The sequence below is a fragment of the Kitasatospora sp. NPDC057965 genome (assembly GCF_042887135.1).
In the GTDB taxonomy this organism is placed as follows: domain Bacteria; phylum Actinomycetota; class Actinomycetes; order Streptomycetales; family Streptomycetaceae; genus Kitasatospora.
In genome coordinates, this window is record NZ_JBHVPZ010000022.1 from 121,653 (window position 1) to 135,683 (window position 14,031).

At 72.8% G+C, this 14,031-nt stretch carries 18 protein-coding genes; 7 read left to right on the forward strand and 11 right to left on the reverse strand.

Translation table 11 applies throughout. The features are described 5' to 3' along the window. Positions 1 to 117: 117 nt before the first annotated feature. The 5 genes from ACFVVU_RS26860 to ACFVVU_RS26880 all read right to left on the reverse strand — a co-directional run bounded on the left by ACFVVU_RS26860 (position 118) and on the right by ACFVVU_RS26880 (position 3,238). Entirely contained in the window at positions 118 to 1,032 is a 915-nt protein-coding gene (locus ACFVVU_RS26860; RefSeq protein WP_387792700.1) for a UTP--glucose-1-phosphate uridylyltransferase, read from the reverse strand. 77 nt (positions 1,033 to 1,109) lie between these two features. Then, a complete protein-coding gene (locus ACFVVU_RS26865; RefSeq protein WP_387792702.1) occupies positions 1,110 to 1,595 on the reverse strand; it encodes a hypothetical protein in 486 nt (161 codons plus the stop codon). Continuing rightward, positions 1,592 to 2,134 (reverse strand): dCTP deaminase, encoded by a 543-nt coding sequence (locus ACFVVU_RS26870; protein WP_387792704.1) that lies wholly within the window; start codon positions 2,132 to 2,134, stop codon positions 1,592 to 1,594. Before ACFVVU_RS26870 ends, ACFVVU_RS26865 begins: the two co-directional genes overlap by 4 nt. Before the next feature lie 22 nt (positions 2,135 to 2,156). Next, positions 2,157 to 2,687, reverse strand: coding sequence for a deoxycytidine deaminase (locus ACFVVU_RS26875; protein WP_387792705.1), 531 nt, complete (start codon positions 2,685 to 2,687; stop codon positions 2,157 to 2,159). Then, positions 2,684 to 3,238 (reverse strand): hypothetical protein, encoded by a 555-nt coding sequence (locus tag ACFVVU_RS26880; RefSeq protein WP_387792707.1) that lies wholly within the window; start codon positions 3,236 to 3,238, stop codon positions 2,684 to 2,686. Before ACFVVU_RS26880 ends, ACFVVU_RS26875 begins: the two co-directional genes overlap by 4 nt. A gap of 135 nt (positions 3,239 to 3,373) precedes the next feature. Between ACFVVU_RS26880 and ACFVVU_RS26885 the strand changes: the two genes are divergently transcribed. Beyond that, positions 3,374 to 3,568, forward strand: coding sequence for a hypothetical protein (locus ACFVVU_RS26885; protein ID WP_387792709.1), 195 nt, complete (start codon positions 3,374 to 3,376; stop codon positions 3,566 to 3,568). Here ACFVVU_RS26885 and ACFVVU_RS26890 read toward each other — a convergent pair. The 3 genes from ACFVVU_RS26890 to ACFVVU_RS26900 all read right to left on the reverse strand — a co-directional run bounded on the left by ACFVVU_RS26890 (position 3,553) and on the right by ACFVVU_RS26900 (position 5,312). After that, a complete protein-coding gene (locus ACFVVU_RS26890) occupies positions 3,553 to 4,071 on the reverse strand; it encodes a hypothetical protein (RefSeq protein WP_387792711.1) in 519 nt (172 codons plus the stop codon). The two genes, ACFVVU_RS26885 and ACFVVU_RS26890, sit on opposite strands and share 16 nt — an antisense overlap. Beyond that, positions 4,068 to 4,577 carry a hypothetical protein gene (locus tag ACFVVU_RS26895; protein WP_387792713.1) on the reverse strand — a complete coding sequence of 170 codons (510 nt, stop codon included), beginning with the start codon at positions 4,575 to 4,577 and terminating at the stop codon, positions 4,068 to 4,070. The genes ACFVVU_RS26890 and ACFVVU_RS26895 overlap by 4 nt, the downstream gene beginning before the upstream one ends. A 225-nt stretch (positions 4,578 to 4,802) precedes the next feature. Beyond that, a complete protein-coding gene (locus tag ACFVVU_RS26900) occupies positions 4,803 to 5,312 on the reverse strand; it encodes an ATP-binding protein (RefSeq protein WP_387792714.1) in 510 nt (169 codons plus the stop codon). Between the two features lie 448 nt (positions 5,313 to 5,760). On the opposite strand from ACFVVU_RS26900, the gene ACFVVU_RS26905 reads away from it, so the two are divergent. Together ACFVVU_RS26905 and ACFVVU_RS26910 are read left to right on the forward strand one after the other, a co-directional pair. Further along, a complete protein-coding gene (locus ACFVVU_RS26905) occupies positions 5,761 to 6,621 on the forward strand; it encodes a helix-turn-helix domain-containing protein (protein ID WP_387792716.1) in 861 nt (286 codons plus the stop codon). Next, positions 6,614 to 6,838 (forward strand): DUF397 domain-containing protein, encoded by a 225-nt coding sequence (locus ACFVVU_RS26910; RefSeq protein ID WP_387792718.1) that lies wholly within the window; start codon positions 6,614 to 6,616, stop codon positions 6,836 to 6,838. The genes ACFVVU_RS26905 and ACFVVU_RS26910 overlap by 8 nt, the downstream gene beginning before the upstream one ends. A 135-nt stretch (positions 6,839 to 6,973) precedes the next feature. Here ACFVVU_RS26910 and ACFVVU_RS26915 read toward each other — a convergent pair whose 3' ends face one another. The 3 genes from ACFVVU_RS26915 to ACFVVU_RS26925 all read right to left on the reverse strand — a co-directional run bounded on the left by ACFVVU_RS26915 (position 6,974) and on the right by ACFVVU_RS26925 (position 9,120). Then, complete coding sequence (locus ACFVVU_RS26915) at positions 6,974 to 7,210, reverse strand: DUF397 domain-containing protein (RefSeq protein ID WP_387792719.1); 237 nt, start codon at positions 7,208 to 7,210, stop codon at positions 6,974 to 6,976. 130 nt (positions 7,211 to 7,340) lie between these two features. Then, positions 7,341 to 7,757, reverse strand: a complete 417-nt coding sequence (locus ACFVVU_RS26920) for an ASCH domain-containing protein (protein ID WP_387792720.1) — start codon at positions 7,755 to 7,757, stop codon at positions 7,341 to 7,343. Then, positions 7,738 to 9,120 (reverse strand): transcriptional regulator, encoded by a 1,383-nt coding sequence (locus ACFVVU_RS26925; protein ID WP_387792721.1) that lies wholly within the window; start codon positions 9,118 to 9,120, stop codon positions 7,738 to 7,740. Before ACFVVU_RS26925 ends, ACFVVU_RS26920 begins: the two co-directional genes overlap by 20 nt. Before the next feature lie 480 nt (positions 9,121 to 9,600). Here ACFVVU_RS26925 and ACFVVU_RS26930 point away from each other — a divergent pair, with 480 nt between their 5' ends. From ACFVVU_RS26930 to ACFVVU_RS26945, 4 genes are all read left to right on the forward strand, one after another. After that, positions 9,601 to 11,307: an asparagine synthase-related protein gene (locus tag ACFVVU_RS26930; protein ID WP_387792722.1), complete on the forward strand. Its 1,707-nt coding sequence runs from the start codon at positions 9,601 to 9,603 to the stop codon at positions 11,305 to 11,307. Beyond that, complete coding sequence (locus ACFVVU_RS26935; RefSeq protein ID WP_387792724.1) at positions 11,301 to 11,609, forward strand: PqqD family protein; 309 nt, start codon at positions 11,301 to 11,303, stop codon at positions 11,607 to 11,609. Before ACFVVU_RS26930 ends, ACFVVU_RS26935 begins: the two co-directional genes overlap by 7 nt. Then, positions 11,606 to 12,040, forward strand: a complete 435-nt coding sequence (locus ACFVVU_RS26940; RefSeq protein ID WP_387792727.1) for a lasso peptide biosynthesis B2 protein — start codon at positions 11,606 to 11,608, stop codon at positions 12,038 to 12,040. Before ACFVVU_RS26935 ends, ACFVVU_RS26940 begins: the two co-directional genes overlap by 4 nt. 96 nt (positions 12,041 to 12,136) lie before the next feature. After that, complete coding sequence (locus ACFVVU_RS26945; protein ID WP_387792729.1) at positions 12,137 to 14,005, forward strand: ATP-binding cassette domain-containing protein; 1,869 nt, start codon at positions 12,137 to 12,139, stop codon at positions 14,003 to 14,005. The last annotated feature ends 26 nt before the right edge of the window (positions 14,006 to 14,031 follow it).

Genomic DNA, 14,031 nt, shown 5'->3' on the forward strand with positions numbered 1-14,031 from the left:
TGTGCGTGGCGGGGTTTTTTGGGGTGGGGGGGGTGGGGGGTGGGTTTTTTTTTGGGGGCGGGGGGGGGGGGGGGGGGGGGGGGGGGGGGGGCCCCCCCCCCCCACCCCGGCGGGCTGTCAGTCGGTGGTGGCGGTCGGGCCGCCGTCGAGGGTCTGGACCATGCGGCGCAGCGCGGGCCCGTAGTCGGGGTGGGTGAGGGCGTGCGCGAACTGGGCGGTCAGGTAGGCGAGGGGGCCGCCGGTGTCGTACCAGTCGCCTTCGATGACCTGTCCGTAGAGCGCGCGGCGGGCGGCGTAGGCGTTGAGGGCGTCGGTCAGGTAGAGCTCGCCGACGGGGTTCTCCTCGAAGCGGCGGTACTGCTCGCGCAGTTCGTCCACGACGCCGGGGGTGAGGACGTAGCCGCCGATCGCCGCGTAGTGCGACGGGGCGTCCTCGGGCTTGGGCTTCTCCATCAGGCCGGTGATCCGCAGCGAGCCGTCGCCCAGGTCCTCCTTGACGACGGGGACGCCGTAGCGGCCGGAGTCGGCCGGCTCCATCGGCATCAGGGCCAGGACCGGGGCGTTGGTCTTCTCGTAGGCGGTGATCAGCTGGCGGGCCCGGGGCACGCGGGCCACGAACACGTCGTCCGGCCAGAGGACGAGGAAGGCTTCGTCGCCGAAGTTGCGGGCCGCGTTGAGGACCGGGGTGCCGTTGCCGTAGGGGCCGTGCTGGTAGAGGTAGGTGATGTGGCCGCGGCGGGCCAGGTCGGCGACCTCCTCGACCGCGTCGGCGTAGGCGGTCTTGCCGTCGGCGCGCAACTGGTCGACGAGCGCCGGGTTGGGCCGGAAGTGCTCCTGGATCGCCGACTTGTCGCCGGAGACGACGATGGTGATGTCGGTGATGCCGGAGTCGATCAGCTCGCGGACGGTGTGCTCGATGACCGGCCGGTCGCCGACGGGCAGCATCTCCTTCGGGGTGGCCTTGGTGAGGGGCAGCAGGCGGGAGCCGAGGCCGGCGGCGGGGATGACGGCCCGGCGGATGGTGGTGGACATGGGGTGCTCTTCCTGTGCGCGTCCTTCGCCGTGCCGGTCGGCGCGGCGTCCGGACGGTACCAGCGGTTACCTATTGATCACTGGGGGTAGGTGGCGGGTTGGTCGGCCCACTTGGTGCCGACGTACTTGTCCGGCAGCAGCTCGGCCATCGGAACCAGCAGGCCGCGTCCGTCACGGGGGACGACGACGTGGATGCCCGGGGCGTGGTCCGACACCAGTTCGCGGCAGCCGCCGCACGGGGAGACGATGCGGGCCGGGCCGCCCTCCGAGGGCTTCGGGTAGCGAACGGCCGCCATGGCCACCGGCATGGCGCTCCCGTACAGGGCGGCCTGCGCGAGCGCGGCGCGTTCGGCGCACAGGGAGTAGCAGCCGACCAGGGCCTCCATGTGCAGGCCCATGTAGAGCCGGCCGTCGTCGGCCAGGATCGCGGCGGCGATCTGGTGGCGGTCTTCGACGTAGTGGTGGCGGATTGCGTCGTACGCGGCGGCGACGACGCGCTGGGCGTTCGTCTCGGTGCAGGTCCCGGTCGGGTTCGGGTCGAAGACGGGCACGTCGAGGTTCATGCCGCGGCTCCGAGTGCCGCGCCGAGGGCGTCGAGGTGGATCTGCGACGGCTGCGGCCCGCGGCTGCCCTGGTACTTGCCCCGGTAGAGCAGCGGTTCGCCCTGGGTGCGGCGGAAGTCGACCTGCGCGAGGGAGAGGCCGGCGTAGATCCGGACCGGCTGCACGACCCTCAGTTGGTGGGTGAGCTGGCCGTGCGAACCCTGGTCGATCAGGTCGGCGGTGACGTGGGAGAACACGCCGAGGCGGGCGGAGCCGGAGCGGGAGTGCATGACCGGCACGTAGTGGTCGGAGCCGATCACCTCGACCGAGGCGCCGAGGTAGATCCGGCCCGGGTCGAGGACGATGCCCTGCTCCGGGATCTCCATCACGTCGAACGGGTTGGGGTGCCGGGTGTCGAGCACCTTGCCGGTGTAGACGACGAGCGTCGGGCCGAGGGTGAGGTTGTAGGAGTTCGGGTTGACCTGGGCGGGGTCGAACGGCTCGATGGTGAGCCGTCCGGCCGCGCGTTCCCGGGCGATCTCCGGGCCGGTGAGGATCATGGTGTCTTCTCCTTGTCGGAGGTCAGCGGGAGGCGGCGAGGAGTTCGGGCCGGGCCGGGGCGGTGGCCTCACTGATCCGGCCGAAGTGCCCGTCGTAGAGGCGAATTTGCCCGTCGGTGGCGGTGAAGGTGAACTGGCCCATGCGGTCGCCGGCGTAGAGGAGGGTCGGCTGCACGACCTCGATCTCCAGCGTCCAGCAGTGCTTCGCGCCCAGGTTGCCCATGTCGGCGCTGTACTGGAGGAAGACGCCGAGCCTGCCGAGGCTGGAGCGGCCGATGAGCGACGGCACGTAGTGCGTGCTGCCGACGGCCTCGACGGTGGTGCCGAGGTAGATCCGGCCGGGCAGAAGCAGCGCGCCGGCCGGAGGGATGGTGAACTCGTCCAGCGGTCGGACGGTGGAGCGGCCGTCCAGCTCGTGGCTGCGGTGGACCCGCAGCACCGGGCCGAGACGGTAGTTGTACGAGTTGGGGTTGAGCTGGGCGGGGTCGAACGGCTCGATGGTGATCCGGCCGGCCTGCCGCTCGGCGTCGATCTCGGGGCCGGTGAGGATCACGACAGCACCTCGCGCGCCAGCACCCGCGCCCTGTCGCGCAGCTGGGACAGCGATCCGGTGTTCTCCACGCGGTGGTCGGCGTCCGGGATGTCGCCCTCGGTCGGGTGGGTGTCGCTTCCGGCGGAGAGGTCGCCCCGGCGGTCCTTGCGCTGGTGCCGGATGTCGTCCGGGGCCCAGACGTGGATGAAGACCGCGCCGAGCGCGCGCATCGCGGCGGTGTCGGCGGGCCGCATGTCGTCGCAGAGGATCACCAGGTCCGGCCGGTCGTGGCGCAGCTCGGCGACCGTCGTGGCGAAGGTGTCGGTGAGGGCGCCGGGGTTGATGCGGCGCAGGTGCTGGCCGAGGGCGTTGAGCAGCGCGCCGTCCTGCTGGCCGGGCTGCGGCGCGGATAGTCCGGCGGCCCGGTAGACGTGGGCCTGGAGTTCGTAAAGCGGCGCGCCGAGCTTGACGACGGTGACGGAGCAGTCCTGCGCGGCGATCGCCTCGGCGAGCATGCTGGTGAACGTCGACTTCCCGGCACCCGGGCGACCGTGGCTGGCGACCAACGTCATCGGAGACCTCCTGGAGTCCGTGGGGGCCCGGCCGTCCGGCCGGGCTCGTTCTGGTGCGGGTGGTGGCTGTCGGCCCGCCACCCCAGTGGCGGGCCGACAGCCGGCTCTGCGGGAAGCACCCGTGCCGCGAGCCTGTTGCGCCGCCGCCTCTTCCACCCGTTCGAGGCGGCGGCGGTGGACGCGCTCGGCGTGGGAGCCGAGCACGTCCACCGGCGGCTCCGCGGATCGGTGGAGCCGCCGCCCGCCCTCACCCTGGGCGGGCTCCTCGTCCCGCTGCCGGCCACGCCCCGTGGCAGCGGCAGGCAGCGGGAGGTTCAAGAGGCCGGGTAGCCGGCCGCGTGCAGCCGGCCCCGGGCGAGCGTGAGCGCGCGGGCGAGACGGTGCGGGTCGGTGCACTGCACTGCGGCGCCCGGCGCCGCGTGCGGAGGGATGAGCCAGAGCCTGCCGTCGATCCGCTGGCCCAGCGGCGGGCACGCTACGGTGGCCGTCGAACGGCGACCGCCGTCCAGGCGCAGCACGTCGGACCCCAGCCACACGGCGGGGCTGGGTGCCATGAAGAACTCGACCGTCTCCAGTTCGTGGTCCCTCAGGACCGGCCCGGCGAACGCCCGGTGATCCTCCTGGAGAATGCGGTGAGCGGCCAGGCCGAGCTGTCGCGGCACCCGGGCGGCGACGAACCCCGCACCGGCGGGGACCGACACCAGCCTCCCGGCCTGCCAGGCACTCCACGCCGTGTCGGGGCGGCGGGTCAACCCGGCGAGCCACCGCATGCCCTCGACCAGGCCCACCGAGCGGGCCGCCCGCTCCCCGGCGGCCGTGGGGGACGCGGTCATGACGCCTTCCTCCCGCCACCGGAACGCGCGGAGCCGATCGGCCCCCTCAGCCGGGGACGGACCCGCCGCAGCGCGACCGCCAGGTCCAGGTGGCAGGTCAGCCGTCCGCTGCCGTCCGGCCGGACGGCCCAGGACATCCCACCGGTCTCCCCCGGTGCGGGCGGCGGCATCAGGATGGCGGGGGTCTCGTCGTCGCCGGTCAGCAGTTCGGTGCCGCGCAGGTCCCAGAGCGGCAAGCGGCGTACCGGCACCAGCCAGGTACTCGTCCGCGTCGCCCAGTCGACGAGCACCGGGCCGACCGGGCGTCCCGCTGCGCGCAGGTCCGCGATGATGGCGGCGGTCTCGCCGTCGTCGGCCACGCGCACGGCGTCGAAGCAGCAGCCCAGCCGGACCAGCGCGGCCCGGCCCCTCTCCCACTGTCCGAGGGCGAACCGCGGGTCGGTGTCGACGCCGGCCAGCCAACGCCACCCGGCCGGAGGGGTCGGCGATAAGCGGGCGGAGATCACGAGGGTGTCCTTCCGTCGGGAGGAGCGAGAGGAGAGGGCTGCCCGGCCGCCGCACACGGCGGTGGTGTGGCGGCCGGGCAGGTGGCAGCGGGGCCGAGCGCCGTTGATCGGCCCTCGTGCGCGGCTCGTTCGGTGCGGGCCGCGAGCCGCGCGGCTGCCGTTCGGGGTGGAGCGGGCCCGGATGGGAGGGAACTCACCTCTGCTGTCCGGAAGTTGGGGGATGGTTCAGGCGGCGAGCCGGTCCCTGCCGCCGAGGCGGGCCCGGAGCGCCACAGCGCGGCGGCGGGCGGCCGAACCGGCACGGACAACCGTCGGCCGGGAGGCGCCGTACTGCGGGAAGAGGACGCTCTGCTGCTGCTCCTCCGCCGCCCCGAAGTCCACGCCGGTGTCCGGCGGCAGGACATCGAGCTCGAACCAGACGGAGAAGCCCACCGGCGTCCCCGTGTCGTCCATGCGCTGGTGGTAGCCGTGATCGTCCGCGTAGCCGTCGACCACAGCCAGGCCGCGCCCGCCCGTCGCCGCCAGGTCCTCGTTCGTCCCGTTCATGTCGGGGGTGGCGAGGCCGCCGTCAGTCACCGTGATCCGCAGGCGCCGCCCGGTCAGGTGCCCTTCGACCAGCAGCGGCAGCGCGGTGTCCGCCTGGTCGGGGCCGTGCTGGATGCCGTTGGCGATCAGCTCCGACGCACAGACCCTCAGCGCGTAGCGGCGGTCGTCATCGAGTCGGATTTCGGCCAACTCGGTTACCTGGTACAGCAGTTCGTTCCTTGCGGTCCCCACCGCAGCGTCTCTGAGGGGGACCTCGATCTTCAGAACTGGGCGCATCGCAGATCCTCCGGGCCGTGCAGCGGACAGCAGGGGATGGTTCCGAGGGGCGGCCTCAATCGGTCGCATGCAATCGCCATCAAGCGACAGGGCAGCCGACACGGCGAGATCCTGGGCCTGGCGATCGCTCAATCACTGGTGCAGCGAGTCAAGTTGAGCGAGTCCTCCGCCGCGCGTAACGCTCGGCTCGCAACCCGTCACAGGAAGCATGCCGAAGTGCGCAACCAGTTTGCAAGCTGTTCGACGAAACTCGCAGATTTGCGATTCACGGGGTGCGTGCGCGTTCTAGAGTCTCCAGGAGCTGTAGCGCGCGCACAGATCGGGCAGGCAAACTGTCCGCAGGCATCTCGGGAGGGTTCACGTGGCAGTGCAGCAGACCGTCCGCCGGCGACGGCTCGGCGCAGAGCTCGTGCGCCTGCGCGATGCGAGCGGCCTCAACGGCGAGCAGGTAGCCGCGCAGGTCGAGGGCTGGAGCGGAACCAAGCTCAGCCGGGCGGAGAACGCCAAGGTGGCGGTCAAGCCGGACGAACTCGCCCGACTCCTCAAGTTCTACAACGCCAGCGAGGAGCTGACCGCCATCCTATTGGACCTGGCGCGTAACGGCAGGAAGCGCGGCTGGTGGCAGAGCTACAACGAAGCACTCGATGATCTCGCCACCGACTTCATCACGCTCGAAGCGGACGCTGCTTCGTTCTCCGAGTACGAGCAGGCGTTCGTTCCGGGACTTCTCCAGACTGCCGACTACGCGCACGCGATCATTGAGGCACTGTCCGCCGACCCGGACGTCAACGTCGCGGCTGCTGTCGAGATCCGAATGGCGAGGCAAGTCGTTCTCACTCGGAAGGACAACCCGCTGGAGCTGTGGGCGGTGATCCACGAGTCTGCTCTGCGCAGCAACGTCGGCGGCGACGCGGTCATGGCCGACCAGCTCCAACGGCTTCTGGACAGGGCCAAGCTGCCCAACGTCAATGTTCAGATCATGCCCGCCAACGCCGCCGTCCACCCTGGCATGGCCGGCAGCTTCACCATCATCGGGTTTCCACATCAAAGGGACCTCGACGTCGTCATGATCGAGGGGCTTCTCGACGGGCTGTGGGTCGAGGAGCCTTCCAACGTGGAGTTCTTTCGGACGAAGTTTCGGCAGATCACGGCCGAGGCCATGCCTGTCGAAGCCTCGCTTCGTTTCATCTCCGAGCAGAAAGACAGGCTCAGCCATGAGTAAGTATCTGCCCAACGCTGCCGCGTCTGGACTGACCTTCAAGAAGTCCAGCTTCAGCGGCAACAACGTCAACTGCGTGGAGTACGCGGTCGCTTCCGGGGAGGTCGTAGTGCGCGACAGCAAGAACCCCACCGGGCCAGCCCTGCGGTATGACGCAGCCGCATTCACCGCGTTCGTGAACGCTGTTGCCACCGACGCTCTGGTGCCAGCCACCGCCTAACCATCCATGTTCGCCTGTACGGCCCGACACTCCCGAAGTGTGTCGGGCCGTACGTGCCGTAGCAGGCGAGCTGATCGTACGGAGGCTGTTGCCGGTCTGACCAGACCGGCAACAGCCTCCGTCCGCTTTCCATCCCTAGAACCCGCCGAATTCTCCGGCAGCGGCACCAGCCTTGAACGCCTCCCACTCGGCCTTGTCGAAGACAAGCACCGGTGCCTCGGCGTCGGCACCATGCCGCATGACGATGTACTCACCGACGAAGGCGATCTGCGGACCGTCGGGCGGCGAATCCGGGGCGGCCAGCCACTGGGCGCCGGTGAGGTCGAGGTCGTGGGGCTTCGGCGGCCGGGGCCGAGTCGGTTCGTCAGGCACTGCTGGTCTCCGGTGCGAGGGTGGTCACGGGCGGGGCCGCTTCGGTGCGGGCACCCACCAGTATCCCGCCTTTCGTGCGCTGCAGGGCTCTCCGCTGGTTCAGGTGGGTGGTGTGTGCTGCGGATGTACGTCACCAGGATCTCCCGGCTGGGGGTAGGAGTTGGATCTCGATGGCCAGCGCGCCCCGGGCCTCCTTCTCCGGCGGGTAGATGGCCCGTAGGACGGTGAGGATGCCCTTCGGGGTCGTCTCCGGGTTGATGGCAGCGGCTTGCTCGTGATCGAGCAGCGCGACGAAGTCCGGGTAGCGGGTGATGCGGACGACGCGGCAGGTGACCGGGGCGGCCTCCTCGGTGTGGAAGGTGATCGTGTCACCGGGGCGGATCGCAGCCTTCGCAGGGCTCGCAGTGCGTACCTCGATCGTCTTCACGCCGGCGGCCACCAAGGCGTGGTACTCGGGCCGCAGGTGGAGGGTCTGCTGTGCGCTTCGACGGTCGGGGGCGGTACCGGTCATCGGCACCGCGGGGCTCTCAGACTCCGGCGACAGCATGGATTCGCTCCCGTGCGCTCCGGGCCGCCTCTCCGGGGGCGGCGGCGAGTTCGGCGTCGAGTTCGCGGAGACGGTCGGTGATGCGGGTGGAGGTGACGTGCCCAAACAGGGCAATAGCCTGTTCGGTTGCCGCGTCGGCCCCGTCGAAGTCGCCGGCCCGTACGTAAGCTCTGGCGAGGGCCACGTGGTCGAAGGCGCGGCTGCGGGTGCGCTCGGTCGGTCGAAGTGCTGTGCCGTCCTGGATGGTGGTGATCGCACGGCGGGCCTGCGCCGGGTCGTGCTCACCGGCGATGAGCTGGCAGACGCCGACGGTGACGGTGTACTCGGCCGTGTCGAACCAGCCGACCCATGGCGGGACCTCGGTGTCGGCTTCGAGGGCATGTTCAGCGACCGCGATGGACCGTTCGACTGCGGGGAGGTCGCCGAGGGTGGCGTGGCACCGGGCCTCCAGGGTGGCCAGGACGGCGCGCAGCCGGTCGGGGCGGCGTCTGCGGGTGCCGTACAGGCCGGCCTGGACGAGGTCGAGGGCGTCGGTGGGCCGGTCGAGGTGGTTGGCCTGGCGGGCGAGGCAGTTGAGGAGGTGGCCGGCGATGCCGGCGCCCGCGGGGCCTGCGGCCTTGGCGGCTTGGAGACCGAGGAGCATGTAGTGCTGGGCTTCGGCGTGCCGGCCGACGTCGTGGGTCATCCATCCGGCGACGCTGGCGAGGTCGGCGACGGCGACGAACAGCTCGGTGCCGACCTTGTCGCTGGTCCGGCCGTGCTTGACCATCTCGGTGACGTCGTGGAGCTGGCCGACGACTGCGCGGCGGGAGAGGCCGCCGCCGTGCGCGTTGTCGAGCCGGCGGAATGCCTCGGTGGTGTCGCGGATGCGCTGGACGTCGGACAGGCCGAGGCGGCCGGGCCGGGTGGGGGCGGGGAGTTCGACCGTGTCGGGCAGGTGGAGCCAGGGCTGCACGGCGGCGTGCAGGTCGGCGCCGGCCAGGAGGCGGGCGGGGGTGGGGGTGGTGTCGTCGGTCATGGCATCGCTCCGGGTGGTGTCGAGGATCGCCGCGACGACCGCCGCGCCCGACCACGCGGAGGTGGCGCCGGCTGTGGGGCGGCCGGTCATGCCGATGTCGGCGGGCGCGAGGCGCAGCGGTGGGGTGCACAGCCGTCCCAGCGCCTCGGCCAGGTACGCGGGCAGGGGTTCGCGGGGTTCCTGGCCGGCGATCCATCGGGGGACGCGGGAGCGGTCGGGCTGGATGTCGCGTCTGCCGTGCTCGGCGGCCACCTTGGCGATCTCCTTGACCAGTCGGCCGTGGCTCGCCCCGCAGCGGGTCACCCAGTAGGCCAGGGTCGTGTTCGGGTTTCGTCCGGGGTTCACCGGGTGCTCCCCCTTCTGCTCGGTGGCGCCATGCCGTGCAGGTCAGGCTCATCAGGGTACGCGGCGTCGCCCCAACTTCGATCTGTTGAACGGGTGTTCGCAGCAAAACGCAGCAGCACGCACGTCCCGGCGCGTGGCGTATCCGCACGCAGGTGCACCGGGTACGCACCTGTTCGCGCAGCAGGGTGGTGCGGTGTCGTGGTGGTCGTCCGGCGAGTGCCGGAGCGATGTGACCCGGAGGAGACCCTGATGGACCTGATCACCGACTTCGAGCCCGAGATCAGCGAGCACGAGGCCGACGCGCTGACCAACGGCCGCCAGCGCAGCAACGACAGCGACAAGGACAACTACTTCGAGTAGAAGGCCCCTCCGGGCCCTTGCGGGGGCTCGGTCCGGGCAGTGAGGTCGGGGGCCTGGTGCGGCGCGCAGCCGTGCCGGGCCTCCGGTGGCGTGCGGGGCTGTCGGCGGGATGGAGGCGTGATGGACGGTGGGGACGGGCGTGGAGGGTTCGGGGTCGGTGTCGCGGTGCGCGAGGTGCGCGACGGGCGGGGCCGGCTGACGGTGGCCGGGGACTGCGGTGCCAACGCGGGACAGCTGCGGGCCGGGCTGGGCGCGGTGGCGGCGGGGCACTGGTCGGACCTCACGAGGTGGCCGGGCTCGTACTGGGTGCGCGCCGAGCAGGCGGGCGGCGGGGACCGGTTCGTGTGCGGGGACCTGGCCGGGGTACGCGGGATCTGGCACGCGCACGATCGGCGGGAGGGGGTGGTGTGGTCGAGCGACCCCGGAGCCCTGGCCGCCCGGGTGGGCGCGTCGGTAGACCTGGAGGTGCTGGCCGCGCACCTGGCCGTCGGTGAGCAGCATTGGCCGACCCGCAGCCGGTGGGCCGGGGTACGGCGGGTGCCGCCCGGGTGGGGCCTGGTCCTCACCCACGGCACGGCACGACTGGTCGACATCCGCGACATCGATCCCATCCACGACCCGGTCGCCGGGGCCGCCCGGCTAGGCGAGGCCCTGACCACCGCGGTACAACGAAGGGTGAGGGCGGCGGGCGGGCCGGTCGGCGCGGACCTGTCCGGCGGTCTGGACTCGGCGGCGGCCGTGCTGCTCGCCGCGAAGGCGGGCCCGGTGCGGGCGGCCACCTACAGCGACGCCTGGACCAGCGCCGAGGACACCTCCTACGCGGTCCGGGTGGCCCGGCACGCCGGGGTCGAGCACACGATCGCGCGCGGCGGACCGGAGCAACTGCCTTTCGGCCTCGACGGGGCGCCGCCCACCGTCGAACCCGCCCCGGCGGTGATCAACCTGGCGCTGGACCGCTGCTACCTGGAGCCGGTGGTGGGTCTGCCGCTGCACCTGACCGGGCACGGCGGCGATGTGGTGCTGGACTCCTCGGCCGCGTGCTGGGTCGGGCAGGTCCAGCGCGGCGCCGTGCGCCAGGCTCGGCGGGCGGCAGCCGACTTCGCGCGGCTGCGGAACACCGGGCCGGGTCCGTACTGGCGCTCGCTCAAGAAGGCCGCCGGAACGACGCCCGAGCGGGCGGCGGCCGAGGCCGCGGCCCGGCTGCGATCCGGTCTCCCCCCGGCGGAAGCCGTAGGGTGGGCGTGGTGCCGGCCGGGTCCCGGCGCCGGGTGGCTCACCGAGCACGGGCGGTACGCGGTCGCACAACTGCTGGACGGTGCGTGGGCCGAACCGCTGCACGGCGCCTTCGCGGACGAGGTGGACCAGTGGGCGGCGCTGGGCGCGGCCGGGGACGACGCCCGCGCCTGCGCCCCGCTGTACGAGGCGATCGGCATCCGCCCCGTGTACCCGTTCCTCGACAACGAGGTGGTCCGCGCCGCGTTCGCGATCGAGCCCTCCGCCCGCCGCGGCACCTACACCTACAAGCCGGTGCTCGCCTCCGCGGTGCCGTTGCCGGACTGGCTCATCGGGCGCCGCTCCAAGGGGTCGTTCACGGCGCAGCGCATCCAGGGCCTGGCCCGGCACCGCCGCACCCTGGAGGAGCTGGTGGTCGGCAGCGCGCTGGTCACCGAAGGGCTGGTGGACGCCTCCCGGGTGCGAGCGGCGCTCGCCGACGCCGCGACCGGCCGCAGCGCCGACCCGATCGCGGACCTCCACCACCTGGTCGCGACCTGCTGGTGGCTGCGCGGCCCGGTGACCGCCCCCGCGCGGGCGGTGGCGGGATGCTGACCATCGCACGGCACGTGCGCCACGCCGCCATCGACGGGCGGACCGCGATCCTCGACATACGGGCCGGACGCTGGGTGATGCTCGACCCTGCGGCCTCGCTGATCTGGCAGGCCCTCGCGCTGCGCGGCGGTACCGATGGGCTGGCCGAGGAGATCGCCGCGCCGCGCGGCGCCGACCCGGCCGCCCTCGCACCCGCCATCGACCGCACCGTCGCCGCACTCCTCGCGCGCGGCCTGCTCACCGACACCACCCGCACGCCAGCCCGCCGGCCGTGGTGGCGACGCACCGGAGGTGCCCGATGACCGTGATGTCCCCGCCCGCCCGGCCCCGCGTCCCCCTGCGGTCCCGGCCCGCCGCGCTGCTCGCCCTGGCCGGGTCGCTGCTGCTGCACCGCCTCCCGCTCAGGCACCGCGTGGCGGTGCTACGCCCGCTGGGCCGGGCCCACTACGCGGAAGCGGCCCGGCTCCACGAGTGGCACGACGCCGTCCTCGCGGTGGTGCCGCGCTGGTGGCCGGGCCGGATCGCGTGCACGGAGATCGCCGTGGCCACCGTGCTGGCGTGCGCGCTGGCCGGCCGCCGGGCGGATCTGGTCTACGGCGCCCGCTTCCTGCCGGATGCCGCGCACGCCTGGGTGGAGGTGCCCGGGGCGGCGGCCGGGCGGGACGTCGGGGACGCGGGCGACCGCCCGTGGACGCCCGTCGCACGCTTCCCCGGACGAGTGAATCCCGCATAGCAGAGTTGACGCCCTGGCGAGCTGAACTCGCCGTTTCCCGTGCGGTGTTGGGGAATCCGGTTGCCCGGGAGGCGGGCGCGGGCGCCTGATGGTCGGGTGACCGCCCTGCCTCTCCCACCGGCCGCCGCCGGACAGATCCCGCACATGGTGCTGGAGGCCGACCGCCACGACGACGCGACGCTCACCCTCGGCACCGTCGCCGTCCTGCGCCGCCTCCCGGCCGCGCTGCACCGGGCCCTCGTCCTCAGCTGGCGCACCGACCGCCCGGCCGTAGTCCTGCTGCTCGCCACGCAGGTGGTGACGGCCGCCCTGACCGTCACCGCCCTGGCGAGCACCACCCGCCTGCTGACCGGCCTGTTCACCGCCGCCGACCTCACCACGGCCCTGGCCGCCCACAGCGGGCCCCTGGCGCTGCTCGGCGCCGCCATCGCGGGCCGCTACATCGCCGACGCCGCCGCGCAGAGCGCCGCCGTACGCCTGGCACCGCGGATGGTGCGCGAAGCCGACCTGCTGGTGATCGCCGCCGCCACCCGCGCCGAGGCCATCGCCTACGAAGACCCCGCGTTCTCCACCGCCTACGAAGCCGCCGCCGACGGCACCGAACGCACCCGCGACCTCATCGAGGACACCCAGCGGATCACCTCCGCCGCCGCCCGCCTGGCCGCCGCCACCCTCTTCCTCACCTACCTGCACCCCGCACTGCTACCGCTCCTGCTCGCCGCCGCCCTGCCCGCCGGCTGGGGCGCCGTCCGGGCCGCCCGCATCCGCCACGCCGCCCACCACCGCACCCTCGCCGACTCCCGGCTGCGCCGCGTCCTGCGCGGCTACACCACCGAACGCGCCACCGCCGACGAGATCCGCACCAATGGCATGGCCGACTTCCTCACCGAGCAGTACCGCACCGTCTCCGCCCGCCTGGAGGCCGAGCAGCTCACCGGAGCCCGCCGTGCCATGATCGCCACCGGCACCGGCGACGCCCTCACCGCAGCCGTCACCATCGCCACCTGGCTGGTGCTGCTGTGGCTGGCCACCACCGGCCGCACCGACCCGGCCACCGCCGGCGCCGCCGCCCTCGCCCTGCGCACCACCTCCGCCGCCACCACCGGACTGCTGTCCGCCGGAGCCGGGCTGTTCCGCACCTGCCTGTCCCTCGACGACTGGACCCACTTCCTGCGGATCGCCGACCGGTGGGCCAACCAGCGCGGCACCACTCCGATCCCCGGCGCACCGGCCACCATCACCGCCACCGACCTCACGTTCACCTACCCCGGCACCGAGCGCCCCGCCCTGGACGGCATCACCCTGACCCTCCGCCGGGGCGAGGTGGTCGCGCTGATCGGGGAGAACGGCTCCGGGAAGAGCACCCTGACGAAGCTCCTCACCGGCCTGTACCTACCGACCGGCGGCACCGTCGCCTGGGACGGCCAAGGCCTCGCCGACACCGACCCGCAGACCGTGTTCGAGCAGGTCGCCGTCGTCCCGCAGGACTACACCAAGTGGCCGCTCGCGGTCCGAGAGAACATCACCCTCGGCCGGGTGAGCACCGACCGGGGGGTGCTGGCCGCTGCCGAGGCTGCCGGCGCGGACGAGGTCCTGGCCCGCCTTCCCCACGGCCTGGACACCTCGCTCGCCCGATCCTGGTGGGGCGGACACGACCTCTCCGGAGGCCAATGGCAGCGCATCGCCGTCGCCCGTGCCTTCCTGCGCGGCGCCCCCGTCCTGGTCCTGGACGAACCGACCTCCGCGATGGACGCCCGCGCCGAACACCGTGTCCTCACCCGCCTCCGCGCTCTGGCCACCGGCCGCACCGCCCTCTTCGTCACCCACCGGCTGGTCAGTGCCCGGCTAGCCGACCGCATCATCGTCCTCCAGCGCGGCCGCGTCGTGCAGGACGGAACCTGGGATGAACTGTCCGTCACCCCTGGCTTGTTCCACGACCTGCTGAAGCTTCAGGACGACCGCTGAGCGGAAGATGCCCGCCCGCCGGTCAG

What these genes read in the sequence shown, in the direction of transcription:
- ACFVVU_RS26870 (WP_387792704.1), bottom strand. Translation starts at nt 2,134, where the DNA reads ATGATCCTCACCGGCCCGGAGATCGCCCGGGAACGCGCGGCCGGACGG.
- ACFVVU_RS26920 (WP_387792720.1), bottom strand. Translation starts at nt 7,757, where the DNA reads ATGCTGTCGCCGGAGTCTGAGAGCCCCGCGGTGCCGATGACCGGTACC.
- ACFVVU_RS26910 (WP_387792718.1), top strand. Translation starts at nt 6,614, where the DNA reads ATGAGTAAGTATCTGCCCAACGCTGCCGCGTCTGGACTGACCTTCAAG.
- ACFVVU_RS26890 (WP_387792711.1), bottom strand. Translation starts at nt 4,071, where the DNA reads ATGACCGCGTCCCCCACGGCCGCCGGGGAGCGGGCGGCCCGCTCGGTG.
- ACFVVU_RS26930 (WP_387792722.1), top strand. Translation starts at nt 9,601, where the DNA reads ATGGACGGTGGGGACGGGCGTGGAGGGTTCGGGGTCGGTGTCGCGGTG.
- ACFVVU_RS26880 (WP_387792707.1), bottom strand. Translation starts at nt 3,238, where the DNA reads ATGACGTTGGTCGCCAGCCACGGTCGCCCGGGTGCCGGGAAGTCGACG.
- ACFVVU_RS26940 (WP_387792727.1), top strand. Translation starts at nt 11,606, where the DNA reads ATGACCGTGATGTCCCCGCCCGCCCGGCCCCGCGTCCCCCTGCGGTCC.
- ACFVVU_RS26860 (WP_387792700.1), bottom strand. Translation starts at nt 1,032, where the DNA reads ATGTCCACCACCATCCGCCGGGCCGTCATCCCCGCCGCCGGCCTCGGC.
- ACFVVU_RS26935 (WP_387792724.1), top strand. Translation starts at nt 11,301, where the DNA reads ATGCTGACCATCGCACGGCACGTGCGCCACGCCGCCATCGACGGGCGG.
- ACFVVU_RS26865 (WP_387792702.1), bottom strand. Translation starts at nt 1,595, where the DNA reads ATGAACCTCGACGTGCCCGTCTTCGACCCGAACCCGACCGGGACCTGC.